We start from the raw sequence: 24,164 nt of genomic DNA, 5'->3' as shown, positions 1-24,164 counted from the left end.
TGAGATATTGTTTTCCAAAGACGGAGGAGTTTTTATGAGTTGGGCTGAAATAGCATATGCGATAAATAGTTCCATCAAGAAAAAGGAACTAACACGCCCACTTAATATAATGCTGATTCAACTCACACTTGCTGAAGCGTTCAATGAGGAAACATGCGCTTGGGCACTGAAGCAATACGACATTGGCTATGTCATTGACGCTTATCTGCGGATTAATTCTGATAAATTGCGAAAATTAGCTAGCTTTGAAGATGTGTGCAATGACTGGACCTATGTATCTAATATAGTTAATTCGCCTCTCTACGATAAGATCATCAAATACTGCGATTGGCCAATGGCTAAGATCATGGCGGGTGCCAGCGGCGCAGCCGCTGACTTTGAGAATGTGACTGCGGTAATCAATAGTGAAACTGCCATGACTGCGGTAATCAATAGTGAAACTGCCATGACTGCGGTAATCAATAGTGAAACTGCCATAGCTGGCATTTCTAAAGTTACTAACAGTAGCACTTTATTTAATTGGTTGAAGAAAGTAAATGAAACTACAGCTTATATTACAGCTATTGCTAATACGATGCAGAAATCAACACTATTTACTAATTCATACAATGGCGGTCATGATAGTGTAAGTGGTGCAAATAATTATTTTTCATCAGGCAATGTTATCGGCTTATGTTGTTGTGGTTATTACAGCTCATCTAGTGACAAGGTGAACATGGCTCTAAACAATACCACTGTATTTACAGGTAAAACAGGTTATAGCAGACCATCAACAGGTAGTACAAATACTAACGCTATCGCAATTAGAGGCTGTACATTTACGGAAACTAACGATGCTTATCTAGGTATATCTGTTTATACGTTGAAATGAGGTGATTAAATGTTCACAGAAAATTTAGATAAAAAATTAAATGAAATGACGGAAAAAATCAATGCGGTACAGTCTGTAAAATCAGTGCAAAGAGGCACATGTTCGCTAGGAACGAGCGGTAATGATATAGTAGTCAAAATGAACAAAATAGACATTAATAAGTCAATGATTTTATTACAAGGTGATGGCTACCAATATAGTAGAGGTGCTTATGATTGTTCTACAAGTCTTTATATTTCAAACATAACTGATACATCATTTACTATTAGCCAACACACATCTTCAAGTAGTTCAAAAAACGTATCTTGGCAAGTTATCGAGTTTTATTAGGAGGTAAAAAAATGAAACAAGAAAACAAAAATGTAACAATTTTCATGGGGGGGGGGGTATGAAGTTGCCTATATAGGTAGTGAAGTATCCCTAGAGTCTATTGAAGCTGTTAAGAAAATTATTCTAGGTGGCAACAATGTTCACTAAAGACTTATACGATAAGATAGAAGCCATCGGTGCTGTTAAAAGTGTACAACGAGGTACCATCGATCAAGAATTTGGTGATTATTCTGGTGACAATGAGCCATACGATTGGGGATATCAAGATTATAAAATAAGTCCAGTTAACCTTGAGAAATCAGTGCTGATAGTAAAAGGTATAAACCCAACATTTGGAACTCCAAGCACCGAAAGCAAAGAATATCGATATTTTGTTGATCCACGCGCAGAGTTTATTAATAACTCTACGATAAGGATATATATGACAGCTCCAGGAGGTAGATATTCTAGCCGATGGTATAGTCAGATAAAATGCCAATGGCAAGTAATAGAATTTTATTAAAAGAAAGGACAGATTAAATGTACATATACGCACAATTAGATGCAGACGGATATTGCATCGCAATCTCTCAATTAAGTGGTAAAGTAAATCAATCAAACCTTGTTGAATTAAGCAGTTTCGATACTGCTTATATGAAACGTAAGTATGATGTTGAAGCTATGCAATGGACTGATGAATATATGCCAGAGCAGCCAATGGTTGATCCTGTGCAAGAAGCGATAGATGCTTATACTCTTAGTCTTGTCGAGAGTGATTTACTTAAGTAAGTCACTCTGTATTAAGGTCAAGGTGTATTTGTCTATTACCTCCGTCATAGGGTCAGTTGGTTCAGCTTCGGGAACAGGATTAGGATAAGCAAAGGTATTAGTGGAAGCATCATAAACCATATACAGTTCTATGGTGTCGGTTCTATCGGTTATATCAATACAGTAAACAAGAGGGTGGTCATGGACTGGCAAACCAAGTTCAGCACCACCAATTAAGTTTACTGTATTGTCTGATTTTAGGATTTGAGCGTATTTTCTCATCGTCTTAGTCCTCCCCACTCAATAAATACCATGCCAGGAGAACCCTTTCCGCCTATTCGGCTACTTCCACCAGCACCGCCACCACCTGCTCCATATCCTCCTGCGGCTTCACCATTAGAACCTCCTGACGAACTTCTACTGTTTATTGAATCACCGCCACACATTAAGCTAGCTTTTCTGAGAGGAGATGTATCAGGATAATTACTTTGAATTAAGCTGACGCTTGAACCTCCTAATGAAGGGTAGTTTTTATATCCACTTAAATCATAGCAATAATTTCCCCCAGCTCCTCCATATCCAAAAGCCCCTCCATTGCCACCTTTTCCAGAAGTAGAATTAACACTAATTTTGCCATCTGAGTTTGTATAATAACTATCCAGAGCACTATACCCCGTCCAATATCCTAATACATCATTAGGGGCACAGCCACTTACAGAATTTGCAATTAATGTTTTGGAATATTTATCGCTAGTTATTACAGTATTCCCGTCACCAATAGTAAAATTAAACTTTTCACCAGGTAATGTACGTACTCTCTCACGAATGATAAATTGTCCGGCTTTTCCTGCTACTCCTCCTGAACCATTCCCACCACTTCCACCAGCTGCACAAGCGCTGATGTAAATTTCACTAATGCCAGCGGGTACGGTAAAAGTTCCGCTTTCAGTAAATAGCTCATGACCACCAAATGAATTTATGAGCACTTGGTCGAGTGATGTGAATTCTTCTGTTCCAAGTGTCGAATTTATCGCATATTTAACCTCACCCCAACTCATAAAAACTCCTCCGTCTTTGGAAGACTGAGGAATTAAAGAAAGGAGAGTGACCTTATGTCACAACTAACTGAATCACTAAAAAGATTATACAAATCAGGTCAGGTGACCGCTGATTATATCAATGCACGAACTAGTCTGACCAAAGAAGAAAAGACATACATTTTATCTGAAGAACCTGTGATTGAAGATAACTACGAAAATGCATTTAAGGTATTGGTAGGTGAAATGGCATGAGCTTAGTTGAACAAGCACGACTGCTGCGTAAGCAATGGCAGCAGCTTTTACCAGCCAACGATGACACAAAGATTATTGACTGCGAAGATTTGGTTGACAACTGGGATATTGGCATTGATTACGCAGTCAATGACATTAGAAAGTTTGATGGTCAAGTTTACAGATGCGTACAAGCACATACGAGTCAAGACGGCTGGGAGCCATCACAGACACCCGCATTGTGGGCAATTAAGCATACGAAGAATAAGGATAACCCAAAACCTTATGTGCAGCCAACCGGTGCGCATGATGCTTATATGATGGATGAGGTTGTGCTGTTTGATGATGCTGTATATATTAGTAAGGTAAATAATAACGCATATTCGCCAGTTGATTATCCAGCCAACTGGCAGAAACAAGGAGAATGAAAATGAAAAACTTATTTGATAAAGCGGACCCGGTCATCGTCAAGACTGGGTTTGTTGGTTTTATGACGATTATAGCAGCGCAGCTAGGAATCCTATTTCCTGTGCTTGTGCTGCTTTTATTATGCATGGTGGTAGATTATATCACCGGTATCATATCAGCCGGCTATCACGGTAAAATCAAGTCCTCCGTGGGTTTGTGGGGAATCGTAAAGAAACTGCTTTATGCTGTCATAGTTGCGGTAGCCATTGCTTGTGATTGGGTGATCATTAATGTAGCAGAACAAGTAGGTATCATTATACCAGCTGATACATTCTTCGGCTTGCTGGTGAGTCTTTGGCTGATCTTCAATGAGCTGATCAGTATTCTGGAGAACCTGATCGAGATGGAAATGACACTGCCGGGCTTCCTGATCGCATTGGTCGATAAGTTTAAGCATCTCATTGAGAACCAGGGATCAGCAGCTGTTGACGCTGTAAACGTTAAGGATAGAGAAAATGAATAAATCAAAACCGTGGAGTCATCCGCCGTAACCTAGAAATATCCTGAAAAATCTCGTATACTTATAGTAACGAGGTGGGATATTATGAAAAAAATACTAACAAGTTTCTTATTGATGGCAATGATAGCGGGATGTGTTCAGCAAGGCCCGACGGAGGCAGAGAAGCCAGAAGAACCGCCGGTAGTTGAACAGCCTGAAAAGCCTGTGGAACAGGAGAAGCCGGAAGAAACTAAGTATGTTAAGAAAATTGATGAAACTAAGGATTGGGTGTATGTAGAAACTGAATATACAAGAGATCTATCTGATGTATTCTCTGTAACTTATGGCGATGAAACCCTTAATAAAGAACTAGAATTATATTCAGGTGTAGATAATTATACTTTGTTTTTTGATTATCATTTCCCTTTAAAACCAGTAATTCAAGATATTGTGATCAATATTGATAGTGAAGAGGCAAAAGAATTGAACTTTCAGCTTCATGAAGACTTTATCAACTATTACAATTTAATTTCTTATAATGATGGTCTTATCCAAGCTGCATTTTATAATGTATACGATGACGTATTATCAATATTTCTTAGAAGTGGAAAATATAGATTTGGCGCTGGAGTAAATACCCAACAGATTTTAATCTATAATTTCGATCTTACTACTGGTAATATTATTACTAATGCAGAATTGTTGGATAGACTAAATATACATGATATAGATCAATTGAAGAATATTACAAATACCTATTATGAAACTATTGGTTATCCTGATGCATGCGATGGGTATAATTATAATTGTAATTTTGATAATTTAATTAAGAATATTGATGATTATCTGATAGGAACTTTTAATGATAATTATGTTGTTAAAGGATCTGCTCAAATAATGGGAAATGATTTTTCTACTACATTTCTAATTCCTTTAAAATAGGAGGAAAATTATATGAATTATTGTATGTTCCCAGCTACAAAGGGAGTAATTAATCAAACTGAAGGAATTGATAGAAATGGAAATGTAATTTCAATTTCTTCTTCCCATAAAGGATATAAAGCAATCGATATATCTCCAGATGGAAATAAATTCTATGCCCCATGTAAATTGAAATGTGTTTATCATCAGAGAGACAACGATGGGAAATCTGCATGTCTATCTGTTTTTGAGTCATTAGAAGAGGTGAAATGCCCAGCTTATTCGGGAACGACAAAGATTACTATTTTCTGTACTCATGGTGGACCTAATGTTTCAACAGAAAAAGGAGCATTGAGAGTTGGTTTTGAATTTGAAAAAGGAATGCATTTTTATTCTCCCGGGACGGATGCAGGAATAGATGCAACAGTTGGTCCTCATATTCATATGAGCGTTAAAAGAGGTTCATTTACAGGTATGTCATTAACTGATCCTGCTGTGTCTGGTGATTATTATTATTGCCTTGATAATGATGAGTTTATTAACGATATTTTCTATTTTGATAAAAATCATGAAGTCACTTTTGGAAATTACATTGATGCAATTCCTTTTGATTTTGTTACAGCTGACGGTCAATGGAATGGCTGGATTGCTGACGGCTCTGAATGGTACTATTACGAAAACGGTGTAAAAGTATCAGGATGGATCAAGACAAGTGATGGTTGGTTCTATTTAGATCCTACTAACGGTAATGCAATGGCTACCGGCTGGATCAAGATTGGAAATTCATGGTTCTACTTGAACCCAAAACAAGGTGCACCTGATCATAATACAGATTATGCAGGTGGGGCAATGAGAACAGGTTGGGTTAAGTCTGGAAATGATTGGTATTATATGTCACCATCTAGCGGTGTTATGCAAACATCATTATGGGTAGCTAGTGGTAGCGTGTGGTACTATGTTCTATCTAGTGGTAAAATGGCTACGAATTGTCAGATTTTAGATGGTGGCAAATATTATGCTTTTGATAGCGAAGGTAAATGTTTAAATGGTGCAGGTCAATCCTCTCCATATAATACAACTACATATCCTTTGAAATCTTAATCTAAAAATTGGCTTACTCTCTTAATTGAGGGTAAGCCGTTTTTTTTATGCCTTAATTTATGCCTTAAATTTATAAACAAACATGAAATACTATTTTCATGAATTGCGTTTGAATGCTTATTTTATGCAATTATTGATGATTATAGCCATGTTAAAAATGCTATAAATTGACTCCCGCCAGCTCCACCAAGTTACAAATAAACGCCTGTTACTGGGCGTTTTTCTTATATAATACATTGACATCTGATACATTGTAAAACGGCATTCTATGGTTTAATATATACATATATTAAATAAAGCTTGTAAGGTGTATGCTGAAGATAGAAATAGTGTCGAGTCTGCTTAAAAACACACATTAAGAGAGGATGTGCAATATGAATACGATTTTCCTAATCTGCCGGGCAATCACCGTCGGCATCATCGTTGGCTTTTTTTGCGGAGGCTTGAAATTAATCTTCAAAAAGAAGCCTTCAGAAACAAACAACGCGGCTGCCCGCAAATTTATAAATCAACTGTCAGTTATACTTAAATATATCACTTTTCTGGTGCTTGCCATTGGTCTGGTGTGGTGCTGTTACTTCTTGCTTCTTGGTATTGCAAATCCAGAATTGGCTGAATATGCGAATAACATGTCTTCATTGATCGTCGCCATCCTTACCGTTATTTCTATCATTTTTGCTTTTGTAGAATTTATGCGGCGTACATAATTAAAAAGGTGTCATGCTATCTGTGTTAATCAGAAAGCCGACACCTATTTTATTTAATGGATCGTGCTGGCACACCAGCTACTACTGTGTATGAGGGGATATCATGAATCACTGCAGCACCGGCTCCTATTATCACACCTTTTCCTATCACAATTCCATCAATAATTGACGCTCCTATGCCAATGAATGACTTTCTGCCGATTCGGGTGTGGCCTGCAATAGCTGCATGAGGTGAAATATTCACTTAATCACCTATTATACAGTCATGTTCAACTATAGCCCCATTATTAATTATACAGCCTTGTCCAATCGCTGCGTTAATATTGATGACAGCATTAGCTAATATCGTACATCCCGTTCCGACTTCTGTGAAAGGACTAATCACGGCCGTCGGATGAACAATAGTTGCTATTGGTATCGTCAGCAAAGTTAAAATTGATAATTTGTATTCGCGTAAATCATTGTCGCCAGTAGCTACAATAACTTCATCATAAGCTGTAAGAAATTGATTAAGCATAATATCCTGCTCCTTATAAAGCTGAAATCCAGAAATCTTTTGATATTCTTTTTCTTTAAAAGCAAGAAAGTTGATTTCTTTATAAACCCCCATTGCCAAAGCACATTCAAGCGTCACCAAACCTTGATCACCAGCACCCCATATTAATAACCGTTTCATAACATTCACCTATTTAAAACTGACCGAATCTATAAAATTCAAAGGGACTCCCTTTAAGATTTCATCTGCTTTGTCAAGTCTGTCTGTTTCTAAGAATGCAATAGGCGTATGAGCATCATAACCATAAAGGACTTTGCAGCCATATTCACTGATAATTTCCCAGAATTCTCTAAATGGATAAGGATAACGTTCAACGATTTGACTGCCCATCTGATAAAACTTCTTACCATAATGAAAGCCATTCAGATTAATTTCTAAAGGCACATCATAGTCAATGCTTGCTTTGGCAATCCGGTGTGCCGCTTCAGCACATACCAAATTAAAATTGCGTCTGCCAAGCATATAATAATCTGGATGAGCAACATAAGTAATAAAACCTTTTGCAAGAGCTTTTTCAATCTGCATAGCATAAATTAAAACATCTTCATCAGTGCAGCAGCAATCGTATTCATACCCTATATATTTACAATGCTGTCCCAAAATCATGTAATCGCAATCTTTTTTCATTTGCATCAAATATTCATAATGATTTTCGAGATATTCGATTTCATAGCCAACTTTGATATCAATCCAGCCATGTAATTCATTTTGAAGTCTTCTGATTGAATTGATGTATTCCTCTTTCTGTTCATAAAACATACGGCATTCCGGCAGTCTCATTTCTACATAAGGAATATGTTCGCTAAATCCCAGTAAATCAATGCCGGCTTCTTTAGCACAGCTAATATATTGTATATCCAAGCCGCAGGCATGCCCGCATCGTGCTGTATGTGTATGCAGATTAAAGTTTTGCTTTTTCATTTTGTTCTCCTCGCTTTCAGCTAACAATAATTCAATATAAACTGCTAATTATTAATTACTACATACAGCACCCCGCCTTTCAAATAAAAAAAACACATTCCAAACAGGAACGTGTTTAAACGCGGTACCATCCTGATTCGCACTATAAAAAGTACGCATCTTACTTAAGGTATAACGCCCCAGCGAAGTCATCTACTTATTTTCAATGACTCTACTAAACAAGTGGAATCCATGATAACCAATGTACCCAACTTTCACCGCCATGGGTTCGCTTTCCATTTTCATTATCACTTAATCTTGTCTCTCTGTATTTAATTTTATTATAAGCATGAACGGCAGGCTTGTCAATCATGCATGGCAGCTTCACTTTATTTATTTGAAAAACTCCTCATTAACTTATAAAACATTTATTTCACAAAAGGATATGTTATATTGTTAACAAACAGGAGGGAAATGTGATTATGAAAAAATTATTTATGGGCTTTTTAGCTTTAATGCTCGTTAGCGGGTGTACATCAAAACCAGCTGAAAATCCACAACAGCCAGAAGTCAATGAACCATCAGATACCGTATATTCTGCTGACATCGTGATTATTGGTGCTGGCGGCGCGGGTATGGCGGCAGCCATTGAGGCATCTGATGCCGGCGCAAATGTGGTAATTCTGGAGAAAATGAGTTATGCAGGGGGAAATACGATTCGTTCTGAAGGTGGATTAAATGCCGCTGAAACAGTATTCCAAAAAGAAAAAAACATTGAGGACAGCGTACAGTCAATGATCGATGATACTTATATTGGCGGCAAAGAGATCAATAATATGGAGCTGGTTACCTATTTTGCTGAAAACAGCGCAGCAGCCATCGATTGGCTGACATCAATTAATATGGACGTCAGTGATGTTGCACAGGGCGCGGGCGCTGCTTATCCAAGAATGCATCGTCCGGCTGACGGTTCAAAAATCGGCGGCGTCTTAGTACCAGTATTAATGAAAAATTTAGAAGAACGTCAAATCACTATTCTATATAATACGACAGCTACGGAATTACTGAGTGAGAATGGTGAAGTAAATGGTGTTAAGGCAGTTGATAAGAATGGCGAGGAATTAGTCTTCAATGCCAATGCGGTGATTATTGCCACTGGCGGTTTCGGCGCTAATGAAGACCTTTATGTAAAATATCGTCCTGATTTAAAAGGCTTTACTACAACGAATCATCCAGGCGCTACGGGAGACGGTATCGTAATGGCAGAGGCAGTAGGTGCAGATACAGTAGATACGGATCAGATTCAGACAAATCCTACGGTTGAAGTTACGACCAATACCGTTATTTCGGAATCTGTTCGCGGTAAGGGAGCAATCTTTGTTAATCAAGACGGCAAACGCTTTATCTCTGAAATGCTGACTCGTGATGTGCTGTCTACTGCTATTTTGGAACAGCCAGGCAAATATGCGTATATGATTCTGGATCAGAATACGATGGATAGCATGAAGGCATTACAGGAAAATTATGAAAAGGGCATCATTACTAAAGGCGAAACCTTAGCAGATCTTGCTGGCGTACTTGAAATTGATGCTGATGTTCTTGAATCAACAATTGCTGTATGGAATGAAGCAGTAGCCAATAAGAATGATGCAGAGTTTGGCAGAGAGACTGGCTTAGACGTTGATTTATCACAGGCGCCTTATTATGCCATTAAAGTATCACCAGCTGTGCATTACACTATGGGCGGTATTAAAATCAATACATTAACTGAGGTAATCAATGTTGACGGCGATAGCATCAAGGGCTTATATGCCGCTGGTGAAGTTACCGGTGGTCTGCATGGCGGCAACCGCTTAGGCGGCAACGCTGTTGCGGATATCATGGTATTTGGCCGTCAGGCAGGCATCCAGGCCAGTGCCTATGCTGAAACTAAGGATAAAAAAGACTTAGTGCTGCCAGAAACTAAAGCAGCCCAACCGACAGTTAAAGGTGACTTCAAAGACGGAACTTATGAGGCATCAGCTAAAGGCCGCAACGGTGAGCTGAACGTACAGGTTATCGTGACTGACGGCAGTATCAGTGAAATCAATGTTTTACAGCATTCAGAAACTGCCGGTATCTTTGACGGTGTAGTTCGGGATATGCTGCCTGAAGTAATTCAGAAGCAATCGGTTGAAGTGGATACAATCGGCGGTGCTACAATCTCATCCAATGCGGTACTGGAAGCCATTGCTGCCGCGTTAGCACAGGCGAAATAAGCTTATCTTATAAGAATCTGTGGCAAAGAGGCAGGAGTTCAACTGTCTCTTTTTGCTTCTGTAAACCAAGAAAATGATTAAAAGACAAATTCTGGTTCTATCTTTTACAGCCAGTTCAGCTTATAATTAAAGTATTCACAAATCATTATAAATCGATAATCAGGGGGAGGCACTATGCGGTTAAAATTAAAACTGGCACAAAAAATATCTTTATTAGTTATCGTGCTGATCATCTTTTCGATTGGGATCTCGGTAACAATATCAGGACAATGGTATATCCAAAGAATGGAAGATAATTTAGAACAAAATACATTAAATGTGGTGAAAATCACCGCTCTTTCACCGATCATCATCGAAGGCATTGCATCAGGCAAAGATGACGGCTCCATTCAAACCTTTATTGAAAAGACCCAGCAGTCATTAGAACAAATCGATGTCATGGTTGTTGCGGATAAGAATGGGATACGTTATGGTCATACAAAATCAGATCGGGTAGGAGAGATGTTTTCGGCTGAAGATAACGATCGGGCGGTTTTATACGGCGAAACCTATGTATCAGTAGGTCCGGGTACACTGGGTGATTCGATGCGCGCCTTTACGCCGATTCTTGATGCGGACGGTACAATTTTAGGCTTTGTGATGGCTGGAACTCTTTTGGATTCTATTGTTGTCGCTAAACAAGTGATTTATTTTATGACGCTGTTATTCATCTTGGCGGGTTCAGGTGTCGGCATTTTAGGTGCTTTATTCCTGTCTCATTTTGTGAAAAAAAGCCTGCTGAATTATGAACCGGAAGACATAGCCCGCTTATACTTGGAAAATCAAGGTATCCTCGCGGCTGTTCATGAGGGGGTTATTGCCATTGATCAAAATGCTAAAATAACTTTAATTAATGATACTGCCAGACAATATTTGATGCTTAAGGAAAACTGCATCGGCCAGCCGATTCAGGAAGTATTTCCGCTATCGAAATTACCGGAAGTATTAGAAAGCGGTGAACCGGCATTAAATGTTCAATATGCATTAAATGAGCGCATCGTTGTATCGAATAACGTTCCGATTATCAATGATAAGCATATTCAGGTGGGCGGCGTCAGCTCATTCCGTGACCAGACGGAAATGACGAAGCTTGCCGAGGAAATGACCGGGGTAAAGAAAATTGTTGATTCACTACGTGCTACAACCCATGAATTTAAAAATAAGCTGCATGTCATTTTGGGTTTTATTGAAATGGATCAGAAGGCAGCGGCTAAGGAATACATCGGGAATATCAACAATGAACTGCAGGAAACCATCAGCGTAATTTTAAATAACATTCATGAACCAACCATTGCCGCTTTATTGATTGGCAAAAGTCAGCGCTGCCATGAGTTAAAAATTCAATGGACTCTTGATGAGAACAGCTTTTTCTCAAACAGCTTGGACATTAATGTTAATTCACTGGTTATCATGCTTGGTAATTTTATTGATAACGCTATGGATGAATTAGATACATGTTCGCAAAGCAATAAGCTGATTGAGGTTTTGATTAATGATGAAGCAGATCGGCTGATCCTGCAGGTTAAAGATAATGGCCGTGGGATTAAGGATAGTTCACCGCTCTTTGAAAAGGGCTTCACAAGTAAAGAAGGCAGCCGCGGCTATGGTCTTTATCTGGTAAAAGAACAAGTAGACGCGTATCAAGGGAAACTTATGGTGGATTCAGCATTTGGGAAAGGCAGCTGCTTTAGAATAGAAATTGAGGGGGCAAGAAAATGATTCGGGTAATGATTGTAGAAGATGATCCAATGGTCGCACATATCAACACTGAATATATAAATCGGGTTGAGAATTTTCAGGTTGTTAAGCATGTCAGCAATGGCATCGAAGCTTTAAATTATTTAAAAAGCGGTGCTAAGATTGATTTGATCATCCTTGATGTTTATATGCCAAAGATGGATGGTATTAAAATGCTTGAAGAACTGCGGCTTACTTATCATGAGGTTGATGTAATTTTTGTCACTGCCGCCAAGGAGAAGAAAATTATTCAGCGAGGACTGCAGCTGGGCGCGGTTGATTATTTAATTAAACCATTTACTGCAGAGCGGATTACCGCCGCTTTGGAAAAGTATATGAGCCGCTATGAGTTGTTTACCTTGGCAACCGATGTCAATCAAAGTGAAATTGACCGTCTGTTTGAAAGACCCTCCGTTCAGCAATTACCTAAAGGCATTCATCCTATTACGCTTGAACGGATTCAGACATATCTGGCAAACAGTGATGAAAAGGTGATTGATACACATAAAATGGTAAAGGAATTTGCTTTTTCTATGGTTACGTTAAGAGTCTATCTTGATTATTTAGTGACGCAGAATGAATTGGAAAAGGAAACACAATATGGGAATGTCGGCCGTCCTTCCTATGTGTATAAGAAATTAAAATAGCATTAAACCATTTTTGAATTTTACTTAACCATTGAAATTTCATTAAAGAGCTATTATTCTAAAGGAGAATATGAAAATTAGAGGATGATTTTATTTCGCGCAGCAGCACAATGGATTATTCTTATGTGCAAGTTGCCGATACGATTGTTAAGTAAAGAAATAGAAAATCGAGAGCCTATACTTCTGGAATTCATAAGGATAATTATCCTTAGTATGTAATGACAACTGATTGTCTTGTACAGAAAAGAAATGGTATTTGGCATGTGAAGAATATTGATTTTATTAATAAAAAAGAATTGTTTTAAAATATCAGATGAACTTATCTCTAGTGCGCATATTAACATATTTCACACAATATAAATATGCGCATAATAACATTGGAGGATGATTACATGATAGTAAAACATACTCATCGTACTAAGGCTAGTGATAAACTGAGACAGTTACTAATTAGCTGCTTGTTACCGGCACTGATAACAGGGTGTGCTCAAACGCCGAGTGAAACAGTGAAACCAGAAAATTTACCGGTTATTAATCAGCCTGAAAAGCCAGCAGAACCGGAACCATTTGAACCAATCGACATGGGTACGATACTCAGTATTACTAATGAGCCTATCGCGATTCAATTAGATGGTGAAAATAAAGCCCAATTGTTCATTCAAGAGCCGACATTGTTATGGGATAGCAATGATGCCCAACGGTTCAATGAGGAAATGAATTTGCTGGCACAAACATGCAGAGAAGAATTAACCTATCATGAAAATGGTGATTGGCATACGGCTAGTCTTTTAATCACCCAATACTATGTCAATGATGATATACTTTCCATCGTTGTGAAACTGGATCGTTTATTGGCTAATGCCGGAGTTGGTCCAAGTGTCTATAGAACCTATAACTTTTCTTTGACATCACATGAATTACTTTCTAATGCAGAGGTATTAAACCTGATTCATGTTTCTGCTGATGATTTTCAAGTAGCACTGGATCGACAACTTGAAAAAGATTACTTACCATGTTCCTCACCTGTTAATGAAGATGGTGTCAGAGCAAAGCCGTGTTATGGTGAGTATGTTGGCGGCTTGGGTAGTAAATACGGCGACACATCATTGATTTATATCAAAGATAAAGAGGTTCATATCATTATAAATGTTGTACAAGGAATGGCTCAGGAAAATGTAGATATAATCGTATATAAACTTTAATATTGATTGTCTGCCTATCCGAAATATAACAAGATGGTATTAAAGAAGGATGCATGGCGGCCTGAATAGATGGCGGAAGGAGCTTATCATGAAAAAATATGAATATGTTACTGTTGAGTATAATGTGAAGGAGCTGCGTGAATCACTAACCGTTAAACATCGTGAAATTATCGATTTGTATGCGTCAAAAGGCTACCGTTATGCAGGTATGATACCTATTGAGCTAGGAAATCCTACACACATTAGAAAGCTGGATTTGATTTTTGAAAAGGATGAACAAGAATAAGCTTCTATATCAAGTCTGCCGTGGTATTTCTGTTGGCATTTTAGGCGGTATGAAATTCATCATAAAAAAAAGAATATTTTGAGCAGCGCAATCAGATAACGTGAAAGTTAATCAATCAATTTACGGCTAACTAAAATACGTTACCTTTCTGGTACAGCTGCTATTTTGATCTGGGAGTTGTTGAACCGGAAATAGCAGAATATGCCAACAATATATCCGGATTGATTTTATCTTTTTCACCTTTATTTATTTTTACTTTTGTGGAATTTATGCGGTGAAGTTGATTTCAAACAGATGAAAGCTCTCTATCAATGAGCATTCCTTCATTTGTTTTTTTTGAGGCTTGCAATTTCTCACAAATAGCATATAATAGTTCATAAAAGAACTAATATTTAAAAGGAGAAATTTCATGTTAACAGCAATGATCGTATATATTATTGCCGGTCTGGGTGCTGGTATTGGTACCGGTCTGGCAGGCTTATCAGCGGCGGCGGTAATTTCACCGATGCTGATCACCTTCCTTGATTTTCCTGCTTATGAAGCTGTGGGTATCGCGCTAGCTTCCGATGTGCTGGCATCCGCGGTCTCAGCGTATACTTATGGCAAGAATAAAAATCTGGATATTAAAAATGGTTTAATCATGCTTGTCTCTGTCTTAATTTTCACGGTTATCGGCAGTTATATCGCTTCTTTAGTTCCAAATACGGCGATGGGTAATTTTTCTGTCTTTATGACCTTTTTATTAGGGGTTAAATTTATTGTCAGACCAGTCATGACGACGAAAGAGAAGCTGGCGAATAAGGATGCGAAAACTAAAGCGGTTCAATCCATCTTATGCGGTATCATGATTGGCTTTATCTGCGGCTTTATCGGTGCCGGCGGCGGTATGATGATGCTGCTGATCTTGACCAGTGTTCTTGGTTATGAACTTAAAACGGCGGTTGGTACCAGTGTCTTTATCATGGCTTTCACCGCGTTTACCGGGGCCGTTTCCCATATGGTTATCGATGGCCTGCCTGATCTGACAGCGCTGATTGCCTGTATCCTTGCGACCTTTATCGGCGCCAGAGTCGCGGCGGTCTTTGCCAATAAAGCTGATCCTAAGGTATTGAACCGCGTTACCGGCGTGGTGCTGGCAGTGCTTGGAATTGCCATGATTGCCGTAAAAGGCTTTTAATTAAATAACATCAGAATCATAAATTAACTCAGTGCAGCGCTGAGTTTTTTTGTCTTTACATTATTTGTAAATATTATAAAGGCGGGCCTTAGTGTATGATGCTTTACAGTAGGTGCTGGTTAAAATGTCTACAATATTATGGACAAGCCTTGGTACGCTTTTTTCATATTGATAATGGTATTATGAAATTGGCTAAAGAGGGCATTCAGCGAGCCAGGTAAAAACCTATTGGGAGGTGATTAAATGAAATTAAGTGACAGACAGAAAAGTATCATGAAAAGTTTATTGGAATCCCATGACTACCAAACGACTGAACAGATTGCCAGACAGCTGAATGTATCAAAGAAAACCATCTATCGGGAACTTGATGAGTTAAGGAATTTACTGCGGAATGAAAATATTGAATTTGATTCAAAGATCGGCGCTGGAGTACGGATTGATCTTGATCAGGCTACGCGGAATCAATTGACGCTGAAGCTTGCAACTGACAGCTCACTTCCCTTGGATCAGCGTCGGTATGAGATTTTAATAGATTTGCTTCAGAACGCTCCCCAGCTGACATCAATTAAAAAACTTTCAGAACACTACTTTGTTTCACGATCTTCCATTCAAAATGATTTGAAATACATTGAGGAATGGATTCACTGTTATGATCTGATCTTGATTAGAAACAGTTTGGGAACAGGCATTGACGGCAGGGAAATCGATATCCGAAAGGCGCTGACAACCGCAATTATTAAATATCATTCAGGGACAGCCACTATGCAGACCAGTGCTTCGGAACGCATTGATGCTGATACTCGTACCATCCTGGTTCAGCAATTCAGTGAACAGGTTGTGGTATATGTGGAAAATTTGATTCATGAAGCTGAGAATCAGCTGCACAGTGTGATTGGTGATCCTTATTATATCAACATTCTGACGCATATTCTGATTCTGATCAATCGCGTCCGCAGCGGTAAACAGCTGGATCATAAGCCGAATGGCATCAATGAGGTAGATTTGCATGTGTTCCGCATCGCTGTTGAGATGTCAACCAAGATTAAGCTGCATTTGAATTTGGAGATTCCGGATTCAGAAATCTATTATATTTATCAGCATTTGGATACAAGCGGATATGGGATTGAGCCATCAATCAGCAATAAGGATATTGAATTCACCAACATTAATTCAAAGGTAAAAGAATACTGTCATGATATTATCACCGCGATGAGTCAAGTGACTGATCCGCAGATTGTCAACGACAATTATTTAAAACGTTATTTACTGCTGCATCTGCATTCAATGATTGGCAGACAGAAATACCAGATTGAGATCAGCTGTCCGCTGCTTACGGCAGTAAAAAATGATTATCAGGAATTATTCGCCAAGACAGTTCAAGTCGTCAGTGAAATTACTCAGCGTTATTATCCGCAATATCATATCTCGGAAGATGAACTGGCTTATCTGACCTTATATATACAAGGTTCACTTGAGGTTGTGCAGCTTAAAAAACTGCGGGTGATCGTTGTCTGTTCCAGCGGCATAGGAACTTCGCATCTGCTGATGGCAAGGATCAAAAAGACCTTTCCGACTTGGGAGGTGGTAGATATGATTGCCGCTTCAAAGGTAAATACGCTGGATCAATTGCCGGAGAAGATTGATCTGATCGTATCAACGGTAAATATCGCGGATTATAAGCTGCATATTCCGCTGGCATTTGTTTCCGTATTATTTAATGAAAATGACATAAAGAATGTGAAATCGGTACTAGAGAATAGGTAACCAGGGAGGGAAAGCATGGAAGAGCTTAGTATTCGTTCAGTTTTAAATGAACAGCGCATTGACCTGCATCTTAAAGGTCAAACGAAGGATGAAGTATTGGATGAAATGGTTGATCTGCTGTTTAAGGATTCGGTTCTGTCATCCAAGGAACAATTTTTAAAGGATGTGTATTATCGTGAAGGAGAAGGGATTACGGGAATCGGTGATGGTATTGCGATACCGCATGGCAAATCTGATTCGGTGCTGCATACCGCGGTAGCCATTGGCCGCAGTGACCATGATCTAGAGTGGCGTTCAATTGATGATAAACCAGTTCGGTTAATTATCATGCTGGCGATTAAGTCAGTGGATAAGACTGTTCATATGAAGCTTTTGTCAAATGTGGCAACTTCATTGTGTCAGCGTGATGTGATTGAACAGATTTTCATCAGTGAGGATAAGCAAGAAATTATTGAGCTCTTCGAGCAGAAAGGAGGGAAAGAATGAGAATCGTTGGTATAACGGCATGTCCGACCGGTATTGCCCATACTTACATCACCAAGCAAAAAATTGTTGAGGCAGCGAAGGAATGTGGATTCCCATGCCATATTGAAACTCAGGGAACGATTGGCGTTGAGGATGAATTAACCGCCCAGCAGATTGCGGAAGCAGATGTGGTAATTCTGGCGGTGGATGTGAAGATATCAGGTGAAAATCGTTTCGCGGGTAAGCCGATCGTGCGCTGCCGTACTGAAGATGTGATGCGGAATACAGTGGGTTTTTTAAAGAAAATCGAAGCTAAATTAAATTCGAGAAAATGAGGAGAAACAATATGAAAATGAATTTTAAGGAGATTAAACGTCATGTGATGACCGGTATATCCTTTATGGTTCCGGTTGTTGTCGGCGCGGGCTTATGTCAGGCATTAGGGGTAATTCTAGGCGGTCCTAATATCGCGGATCAAACAGGTACGTTCATTTATTTTATTTATAAAGCCGGTAATATGGCAATGGGTACGATGATCATACCCGTTATCGCAGCTGCCATCGCCTATTCAATCGCTGATCGTCCAGGTATTGCGCCGGGCTTAGTCGTAGGTTTGGTCAGTGCTGAGGTAAAGGCAGGGTTCCTTGGCGGTATTTTGGGTGCGTTCTTTGTTGGCTGGCTCGTTAATTTGATGAAAAAGCATATCAAGCTGCCAAAAACGATGCAGGGCTTAATGCCGATACTGATTATTCCATTCTTTGCGTCATTGATTTCAGGGGTTGTGATGTTTACTGTTTTAGGTGTACCAATTGCGGCATTCATGAAGGCATTTACCGATTTCATTGCCAGTTTATCTTCCGGCTCTAAGTTTATTTACGGTGCTGTTATGTCAGCCGGCAGCGCGTTTGACTTCGGCGGTCCAGTGAATAAGACCGTTTCATTATATACGACCGGTATGCTGGCGGACGGCATCTTACAGCCAAAGGCATGTCACATGGTTGCCTGTATGATACCGCCGATGGGCGTATTGGTTGCCTGGGCATTATCTAAAATTTTCCATAAACCAATTTGGACGAATGATGAAAAAGAAAACCTAAAAGCATGCGGTCCAATGGGCATCTGTATGATTACGGAATGTGTCATTCCATTGGCAATGAATGATTTATGGCGGGTTGTTGTTTCATCAGTCATCGGCGGTTCAATTGCCGGCGGCTTATGTATGATGTGGGATGTACAGTCACCGGTAGCCCATGGCGGCTGGTTTGTTATTCCTTCCTTTACTCATGCTGATAAATTTGTCATCGCATTAGTTTTAGGCAGTCTGATTATGGGAACTGTATTATTCTTATTAAAACGCCGTCTGAGTGAGGAACAGGTAATCAATGGCAGTGATTATGATCCAAATGAAAATCAGGAAGCGGCAGATGTAAATATTGAATTCTAATTGACATGGCTGCCTGAAAAAAGGCAGCCGCTTTATTAAAGCAGAAAGGAAATAATCATGCTTATCACAATGAAAGAATTATTAAAAGTTGCTTCAGAACATCATTTTACGATTGGCGCCTTTAATGTTACCGAGGTCTCAAATTTCAAATGTGTTTTTGAAACGGCGGAAGAACTGCAGGCACCGACGATTATTGCAGTAGCTGCCAATGAGCTGGACTTCTGTGAAAAGGAATACTATCAGTATGTGCGGGAGAAATTGATGAACTCACAAGTACCCTACTGTCTGCATCTGGATCATGGCCGCTCATTGCAGGATTGTCTTCGCGCCATACAGGCCGGTTTTACATCAGTAATGTTTGATGGCTCACATCTGCCTTATGAGGAAAACGTAGCTCAGACTAAAGCGATTGCGCAAATTGCGCATTGTATCAATGTATCTGTCGAGGGTGAGCTTGGTACGATCGGCAATACCGGCAATAGTGATGAAGGCGGCGCGGATATTGTCTATACTCAGCCGGAAGAGGTTGTGGACTATGTCGCAAAAACCGGCGTTGATACACTGGCCATTGCCATTGGTACGTCTCATGGCTTATATCCGGAAGGCTTTAAACCAGTATTACAGCTTGATCTGCTTAAGCGCATCAGGGCGGTCAGCGATATCCCATTGGTGCTGCATGGCGGTTCTGGTCAAGATGATGAACAGGTGCGTCAGGCATCCAAGATCGGTATTCAGAAAATAAATGTTGCCAGTGAATATAAGGCAGCGTATTCATATGAATTAAACCGTATTATCACAGAAACAAAAGATTTTAAATTTGCAATTACTATGCCAAAAGCAATGGCAGCTGCCAAAGCGGTAGTCGCCCATAAGATGAATGTTTTTGGCTGCATCGATAAGGCTTATCTATATTATGAGAATTTAAGGCGGGGTGAAGAGGCATGAAAGTAGTAATGATTCATACAAGTCCGGTATCACTGAATGAATTAAAAGCATTATGCGCAGAAATCATACCGGATGTGGAATTAGTAAATATCATTGATGACAGTCTGCTTGATGAGGTGAAGAAGAATGGCGGTCTGACGCCTGCTATTATCAGCCGCATGTGTCAGTATGTGCAGATTGCTGATAAACTGGCACCGGATTTAATTTTCAATCAATGCTCCTCGGTAGGTGAAGCCTTTGACCTTGCGAAGCGATGCACATCAAGGATGACTTTAAAAATTGATGAAGCGATGGCTGAAAAAGCGGTATCCTTAGGTACGAAAATCGGTGTTATCGCCACTGTGGCATCAACGATGCTGCCAAGCTGTAATCTTGTGAAAACCAAGGCTGAGACTGCGGGGAAGAATGTGGAAGTAAGGGAATATTTGGTAGATGGTGCTTTGGACATTTTAATGAAAGAGAAAAATGTGGAAAAGCACAATCAGCTTGTTTTAGCACAGATTCAAAAAGCCGCAGAAGAGAATGATGTCGTGGTATTGGCACAGGGATCAATGACTTCCTTGCTGCCTTATCTTGACGGGATAGCCAAGCCAGTGCTGACCAGTCCGCGATTGGCAATTGAGCGAATTAAGCAAATGCTGGAAGGAGAAATAAAATGAGTGAAAAACATTATTTTCAGCGTGTAAAGGAACAGAGTGAAACCCGCTTCTGGATCAATAATGTGACTGAAAAAGAAGCGCATTGGGCGATTGATGAAGGAGCGGTGGGCTGCACTCAGAATCCATCATATGTCTATAAGATGATGAATCATCCGGATATGCAGGAAAAGGTTGAAGCCTTGATCAAAAAATATGTAGGTGCGGAATCCGATGCCAATGAAATTCTAATTAAGATTCAGCGTGATTTAGTTAAAGATATTGCGGCTGTCTTTTTGGATCAATATGAGACAAGTCAGGGCCGCAGCGGTTATGTGAGTATTCAGGGCGATCCTTTCCATGAGGATGCAGATACGATAATCAAACACGCGCTGTTTAATCGTCAGGCAGGTCCTAATATTATGGCCAAGGTACCGGTTACTGAGGAAGGCTTAAAGGCCATTGAGGTGTTAGCTGCGCAGGGTGTACCGATCAATGCGACTGAGGTTATGTCTGTCCGTCAGGCATTGGATGTCTGTGAGGTATATGAACGGGCAACTCAAGGCATGAAAAATAAGGCGCCGATTTATTATTCACACATTACCGGTATTCTTGATGAGTATTTAAAAAAGGTTGTCGAAACAGAAAAGATTGAGATATCAGCGGACACACTGTGGCACGCGGGAATCTGTGCGGCTAAGAAAACTTACTGGCTCTGCCGCCAGAAAAATAAGGAAGTTGGTTTTATCGGCGGCGGTGCGCGCGGTTTGCATCATTTTACGGAAATGGTGGGCGCGGATGCGAATATCACGATTAATTGGCAGGGGACAGCCGATAAGCTGATTGCCGAGAATCCAATGGTTGTGCAGCGCTTCTTTATGCCGACGCCGGATCGTGTGGTCGATGAGTTATGCACGAAGCTGCCTGATTTTAGAAAGGCTTATTTTGTGGAAGCTATCAAACCATCTGAATATGAAGATTTTGGTCCGGTAGTCTTGTTCAGAAGCAGCTTTGAAGATGCCTGGTCAAAGGCATTGGATAAAATCAGATCTTATCAATGAAGATAAGATGGATATTCATTGATCTTGACGGGACGCTGTTGGATCAGCATAAGCAGCCGGGCAGTAAAGGCTTATTGGCAATCAAGACTCTAAAGCAAAAAGGTCTGCATATCGGTTTAGCAACCGGGCGCAGTGTTGATATCGTGCTGAAACTGTTGAAATCGTGGCATCTGGTCAATCAGATTGATGTAATTATCGGCATGAATGGCGCCCAGATCTATTCGCTCAAAGAGGCGACCTGTTTCCGCCAGCATCTATTAAGCGCTGAACAGCTGAATGCGATTATCACTTTTTGTCTGCCCTATAATATTAATTATTATCTTTATGATATGATGAAGCAGAAGGCATACCTGCACAGGCTGGATGATTATGGTAAATACATCATCTCCATAAATCAGTCAGCATATGATATTCAAGCGCAGCCAATCATTAATAATTACGAAAAACTGCTTGTATTATGCGAGCCGTCAACAAGCAAAGCGGTTATTGATTCACTTCAATCGTTTACTGATTTGCGGATGATGCAGACACTGCCGTTTTGTCTGGAAATCGTCAGCATCGAAAACTCAAAATGTAACGCTGTCCGACAAATCTGTGAACATGAGGGCTGTTCCTTGCGTGAGGTAATGGCATTTGGTGATGAAATGAATGATTTAGATTTATTATTGGAGTGTGGTATTGGCGTGGCGATGCTTAACGGCAATGAGCAAATCAAAGCCAGTGCTGACTGCTGCACAGAATATGATAATAATCATGATGGTGTCGGTGAATTTTTATATCAATACTTCAATATCTGAAAAAAGGTCTGCTTTTGGGCAGATCTTTATCTTAATAGGGGTTCAATTTCTTGCTGATAGCACTGCCATCCTTTTTCGGTAAAATAGGGCATCAGCAGCTGCCAGTGGTCAAAAAGAAAGTTTTTTTGATCATTGCTGTCTGGATTATCACTGATCCATGCAAGATGGGCTAACAGACAAATACGCATGGTGCTGATCATACGGCTTTCATTAAAATCATTAAAAAAGCCTTCTGTCTGCAGATTACTTAATTGTTTTACGGCCAGCCGCAAAAACTTCTCATTCTTTACCAGCGGTGACACACTGCCTTCAATCGTTGCGAATAACTTGAAGTCACTAAAGAAAAAGCGATTTTTAACCATGCCCTCTAGCAGTTCTGCTATCAGTTTGTGGAAATCAAGTAGGGAAACTGCCAAGGCTTGAGGCTCAGCTAATTCAATTTCATTCATTAAAGCAAAGAATATATCATGCTTTTTCTTAAAATGGTAAGTTAGATTTCCAACGGTCATATTCAAGGCATTCGATATATCACGCATTGAAGTATTCGCATAGCCATATTCATTAAATAATTTTCGTGCTGTTTTCAGTATTTCTTTTTTTGTTTTCATAATGATATTATCATACGTTAACAAAGTGATTTAGTCAATTATTGAAACATATAAACCATTGAGCTTTCAATTGATAATACCTTAAAGGTAATCGAATATTCACTAAGCTGTGCATCTTTACCTGAATAAGCGGCATTAAACAACCCCTTTTCATAATTTTCATCGCTGTATTTAAGCTCCTCAACAGATGCTGTTTCAAGATGCAGAATATAGTAAGCCTTGCCATGGACAAGCAGGGTTCCTCGGTTGTTCACTGTGCTGAGATTTAATGCATTTTGACCATAGGTTAATTCGACAGTGACAGTATTGCTGTCGGCGTTATACTGCCATGCATGAATGGTAGATAAACCTGGCGTTCCATCGGGATTGACGGACATAATCTGGGCAATAACCGCACCTTCCGGTTCACTGTATCCCTCTGCAGCGGCTTGTGCAATACTGGCGAGATCACTGGAAAGTGATACTAATTCAGTCTGTACAGTTTTTAAATCATCGCCGCTAAGCTGACTGCGGGTGGGTGATGCAGAAGTGTAGGAATCAACATAAGTTTGCGGCTGGCTTGTCCCCTGATCAGTTTCTTTACTTTGATTTGAACAGGCACAGCATAAGATAAGCATTGATAAACAGATACATTTTTTCATAGTTCCTCCGTTTAGTACATATGTACTAATTTATAAATCAATTATAGTACAAATGTACTAAATGTCAATCGCTGAAGTTATCATAACTCAATAAGAGTAGAACTTTGAATGAATACTTTGCTTAAATTCACTTAATTTAATAGTAAA

Annotated in this window: 31 protein-coding genes; 24 read left to right on the top strand and 7 right to left on the bottom strand. The window is 39.6% G+C overall.

Annotated elements, in window-relative coordinates; all coding sequences use genetic code 11:
- Positions 1–34 precede the first annotated feature (34 nt).
- The 4 genes from DWZ33_RS05595 to DWZ33_RS05580 all read left to right on the top strand — a co-directional run bounded on the left by DWZ33_RS05595 (position 35) and on the right by DWZ33_RS05580 (position 1,969).
- Positions 35–871 carry a hypothetical protein gene (locus DWZ33_RS05595; protein ID WP_118454102.1) on the top strand — a complete coding sequence of 279 codons (837 nt, stop codon included), beginning with the start codon at positions 35–37 and terminating at the stop codon, positions 869–871.
- A gap of 9 nt (positions 872–880) precedes the next feature.
- The gene (locus tag DWZ33_RS05590; protein WP_118454101.1) at positions 881–1,201 is read left to right on the top strand and encodes a hypothetical protein; all 321 of its coding nucleotides are present in this window, start codon (positions 881–883) and stop codon (positions 1,199–1,201) included.
- A gap of 136 nt (positions 1,202–1,337) precedes the next feature.
- Positions 1,338–1,703, top strand: coding sequence for a hypothetical protein (locus DWZ33_RS05585; protein WP_118454100.1), 366 nt, complete (start codon positions 1,338–1,340; stop codon positions 1,701–1,703).
- Positions 1,704–1,720: 17 nt separating this feature from the next.
- Positions 1,721–1,969: a hypothetical protein gene (locus tag DWZ33_RS05580; protein ID WP_118454099.1), complete on the top strand. Its 249-nt coding sequence runs from the start codon at positions 1,721–1,723 to the stop codon at positions 1,967–1,969.
- Here DWZ33_RS05580 and DWZ33_RS05575 read toward each other — a convergent pair.
- Both DWZ33_RS05575 and DWZ33_RS05570 read right to left on the bottom strand, forming a co-directional pair.
- Positions 1,958–2,230, bottom strand: a complete 273-nt coding sequence (locus DWZ33_RS05575; protein WP_118454098.1) for a hypothetical protein — start codon at positions 2,228–2,230, stop codon at positions 1,958–1,960. The genes DWZ33_RS05580 and DWZ33_RS05575 overlap by 12 nt on opposite strands.
- On the bottom strand, positions 2,227–3,006 hold the full coding sequence (locus DWZ33_RS05570) for a glycine-rich domain-containing protein (RefSeq protein WP_118454097.1): 780 nt from the start codon (positions 3,004–3,006) through the stop codon (positions 2,227–2,229). The genes DWZ33_RS05575 and DWZ33_RS05570 overlap by 4 nt, the downstream gene beginning before the upstream one ends.
- Positions 3,007–3,060: 54 nt before the next feature.
- Here DWZ33_RS05570 and DWZ33_RS05565 point away from each other — a divergent pair, with 54 nt between their 5' ends.
- The 6 genes from DWZ33_RS05565 to DWZ33_RS05540 all read left to right on the top strand — a co-directional run bounded on the left by DWZ33_RS05565 (position 3,061) and on the right by DWZ33_RS05540 (position 6,855).
- Complete coding sequence (locus DWZ33_RS05565; RefSeq protein ID WP_118454096.1) at positions 3,061–3,240, top strand: hypothetical protein; 180 nt, start codon at positions 3,061–3,063, stop codon at positions 3,238–3,240.
- Complete coding sequence (locus DWZ33_RS05560; RefSeq protein WP_118454095.1) at positions 3,237–3,647, top strand: carbohydrate-binding protein; 411 nt, start codon at positions 3,237–3,239, stop codon at positions 3,645–3,647. Before DWZ33_RS05565 ends, DWZ33_RS05560 begins: the two co-directional genes overlap by 4 nt.
- 2 nt (positions 3,648–3,649) lie before the next feature.
- Entirely contained in the window at positions 3,650–4,150 is a 501-nt protein-coding gene (locus tag DWZ33_RS05555) for a phage holin family protein (protein WP_182425538.1), read from the top strand.
- 81 nt (positions 4,151–4,231) lie between these two features.
- Complete coding sequence (locus DWZ33_RS05550; protein WP_118454093.1) at positions 4,232–5,068, top strand: LptM family lipoprotein; 837 nt, start codon at positions 4,232–4,234, stop codon at positions 5,066–5,068.
- Between the two features lie 12 nt (positions 5,069–5,080).
- Positions 5,081–6,148, top strand: a complete 1,068-nt coding sequence (locus tag DWZ33_RS05545; protein WP_118454092.1) for an N-acetylmuramoyl-L-alanine amidase family protein — start codon at positions 5,081–5,083, stop codon at positions 6,146–6,148.
- Positions 6,149–6,522: 374 nt separating this feature from the next.
- Entirely contained in the window at positions 6,523–6,855 is a 333-nt protein-coding gene (locus DWZ33_RS05540) for a hypothetical protein (RefSeq protein WP_022937087.1), read from the top strand.
- A 49-nt stretch (positions 6,856–6,904) separates the two neighbouring features.
- Here DWZ33_RS05540 and DWZ33_RS18245 read toward each other — a convergent pair whose 3' ends face one another.
- From DWZ33_RS18245 to DWZ33_RS05530, 3 genes are read right to left on the bottom strand one after another with little or no spacing between them, the layout of a single operon-like run.
- Entirely contained in the window at positions 6,905–7,099 is a 195-nt protein-coding gene (locus DWZ33_RS18245; RefSeq protein WP_244925854.1) for an LbetaH domain-containing protein, read from the bottom strand.
- On the bottom strand, positions 7,100–7,531 hold the full coding sequence (locus DWZ33_RS05535; protein WP_244925853.1) for a PglD-related sugar-binding protein: 432 nt from the start codon (positions 7,529–7,531) through the stop codon (positions 7,100–7,102). It lies immediately after the preceding gene.
- A 9-nt stretch (positions 7,532–7,540) separates the two neighbouring features.
- Positions 7,541–8,332 carry a PHP domain-containing protein gene (locus tag DWZ33_RS05530; protein WP_118454091.1) on the bottom strand — a complete coding sequence of 264 codons (792 nt, stop codon included), beginning with the start codon at positions 8,330–8,332 and terminating at the stop codon, positions 7,541–7,543.
- A 461-nt stretch (positions 8,333–8,793) separates the two neighbouring features.
- On the opposite strand from DWZ33_RS05530, the gene DWZ33_RS05525 reads away from it, so the two are divergent.
- The 14 genes from DWZ33_RS05525 (at position 8,794) to DWZ33_RS05460 (ending at position 22,768) form a co-directional block, all read left to right on the top strand.
- Positions 8,794–10,569: a flavocytochrome c gene (locus DWZ33_RS05525; protein WP_118454090.1), complete on the top strand. Its 1,776-nt coding sequence runs from the start codon at positions 8,794–8,796 to the stop codon at positions 10,567–10,569.
- A gap of 174 nt (positions 10,570–10,743) precedes the next feature.
- Positions 10,744–12,327 carry an ATP-binding protein gene (locus DWZ33_RS05520; RefSeq protein ID WP_118454089.1) on the top strand — a complete coding sequence of 528 codons (1,584 nt, stop codon included), beginning with the start codon at positions 10,744–10,746 and terminating at the stop codon, positions 12,325–12,327.
- Positions 12,324–12,992 carry a response regulator gene (locus DWZ33_RS05515; protein ID WP_118454088.1) on the top strand — a complete coding sequence of 223 codons (669 nt, stop codon included), beginning with the start codon at positions 12,324–12,326 and terminating at the stop codon, positions 12,990–12,992. The genes DWZ33_RS05520 and DWZ33_RS05515 overlap by 4 nt, the downstream gene beginning before the upstream one ends.
- A gap of 506 nt (positions 12,993–13,498) precedes the next feature.
- Positions 13,499–14,194, top strand: coding sequence for a hypothetical protein (locus tag DWZ33_RS05510; RefSeq protein WP_147352870.1), 696 nt, complete (start codon positions 13,499–13,501; stop codon positions 14,192–14,194).
- Between the two features lie 88 nt (positions 14,195–14,282).
- The gene (locus tag DWZ33_RS05505) at positions 14,283–14,480 is read left to right on the top strand and encodes a DUF4177 domain-containing protein (protein ID WP_022937079.1); all 198 of its coding nucleotides are present in this window, start codon (positions 14,283–14,285) and stop codon (positions 14,478–14,480) included.
- A 409-nt stretch (positions 14,481–14,889) separates the two neighbouring features.
- Entirely contained in the window at positions 14,890–15,657 is a 768-nt protein-coding gene (locus DWZ33_RS05500) for a sulfite exporter TauE/SafE family protein (RefSeq protein ID WP_118454086.1), read from the top strand.
- A 243-nt stretch (positions 15,658–15,900) separates the two neighbouring features.
- Positions 15,901–17,421, top strand: a complete 1,521-nt coding sequence (locus DWZ33_RS05495; protein ID WP_118454085.1) for a BglG family transcription antiterminator — start codon at positions 15,901–15,903, stop codon at positions 17,419–17,421.
- A gap of 15 nt (positions 17,422–17,436) precedes the next feature.
- The gene (locus DWZ33_RS05490; protein ID WP_118454084.1) at positions 17,437–17,907 is read left to right on the top strand and encodes a PTS sugar transporter subunit IIA; all 471 of its coding nucleotides are present in this window, start codon (positions 17,437–17,439) and stop codon (positions 17,905–17,907) included.
- Entirely contained in the window at positions 17,904–18,221 is a 318-nt protein-coding gene (locus DWZ33_RS05485) for a PTS fructose transporter subunit IIB (protein ID WP_022937075.1), read from the top strand. Before DWZ33_RS05490 ends, DWZ33_RS05485 begins: the two co-directional genes overlap by 4 nt.
- Before the next feature lie 11 nt (positions 18,222–18,232).
- The gene (locus DWZ33_RS05480) at positions 18,233–19,330 is read left to right on the top strand and encodes a PTS fructose transporter subunit IIC (protein WP_244925852.1); all 1,098 of its coding nucleotides are present in this window, start codon (positions 18,233–18,235) and stop codon (positions 19,328–19,330) included.
- 57 nt (positions 19,331–19,387) lie between these two features.
- Complete coding sequence (locus tag DWZ33_RS05475) at positions 19,388–20,275, top strand: ketose-bisphosphate aldolase (protein ID WP_118454083.1); 888 nt, start codon at positions 19,388–19,390, stop codon at positions 20,273–20,275.
- Entirely contained in the window at positions 20,272–20,934 is a 663-nt protein-coding gene (locus tag DWZ33_RS05470) for an aspartate/glutamate racemase family protein (RefSeq protein WP_022937072.1), read from the top strand. Before DWZ33_RS05475 ends, DWZ33_RS05470 begins: the two co-directional genes overlap by 4 nt.
- Positions 20,931–21,971 (top strand): transaldolase family protein, encoded by a 1,041-nt coding sequence (locus tag DWZ33_RS05465; RefSeq protein ID WP_118454082.1) that lies wholly within the window; start codon positions 20,931–20,933, stop codon positions 21,969–21,971. Before DWZ33_RS05470 ends, DWZ33_RS05465 begins: the two co-directional genes overlap by 4 nt.
- Positions 21,968–22,768 carry an HAD family hydrolase gene (locus DWZ33_RS05460; RefSeq protein WP_118454081.1) on the top strand — a complete coding sequence of 267 codons (801 nt, stop codon included), beginning with the start codon at positions 21,968–21,970 and terminating at the stop codon, positions 22,766–22,768. Before DWZ33_RS05465 ends, DWZ33_RS05460 begins: the two co-directional genes overlap by 4 nt.
- 26 nt (positions 22,769–22,794) lie before the next feature.
- Here DWZ33_RS05460 and DWZ33_RS05455 read toward each other — a convergent pair whose 3' ends face one another.
- Together DWZ33_RS05455 and DWZ33_RS05450 are read right to left on the bottom strand one after the other, a co-directional pair.
- Positions 22,795–23,376, bottom strand: coding sequence for a TetR/AcrR family transcriptional regulator (locus DWZ33_RS05455; protein ID WP_118454080.1), 582 nt, complete (start codon positions 23,374–23,376; stop codon positions 22,795–22,797).
- A gap of 38 nt (positions 23,377–23,414) precedes the next feature.
- Positions 23,415–24,017: a hypothetical protein gene (locus tag DWZ33_RS05450; RefSeq protein WP_118454079.1), complete on the bottom strand. Its 603-nt coding sequence runs from the start codon at positions 24,015–24,017 to the stop codon at positions 23,415–23,417.
- Positions 24,018–24,164: the final 147 nt, after the last annotated feature.

The organism is Dielma fastidiosa (genome assembly GCF_003475485.1).
GTDB lineage: Bacteria > Bacillota_I > Bacilli_A > Erysipelotrichales > Erysipelotrichaceae > Dielma > Dielma fastidiosa.
Note: the sequence above shows the minus strand (reverse complement) of the source record. Positions and strands in the feature narration are given on the sequence as shown.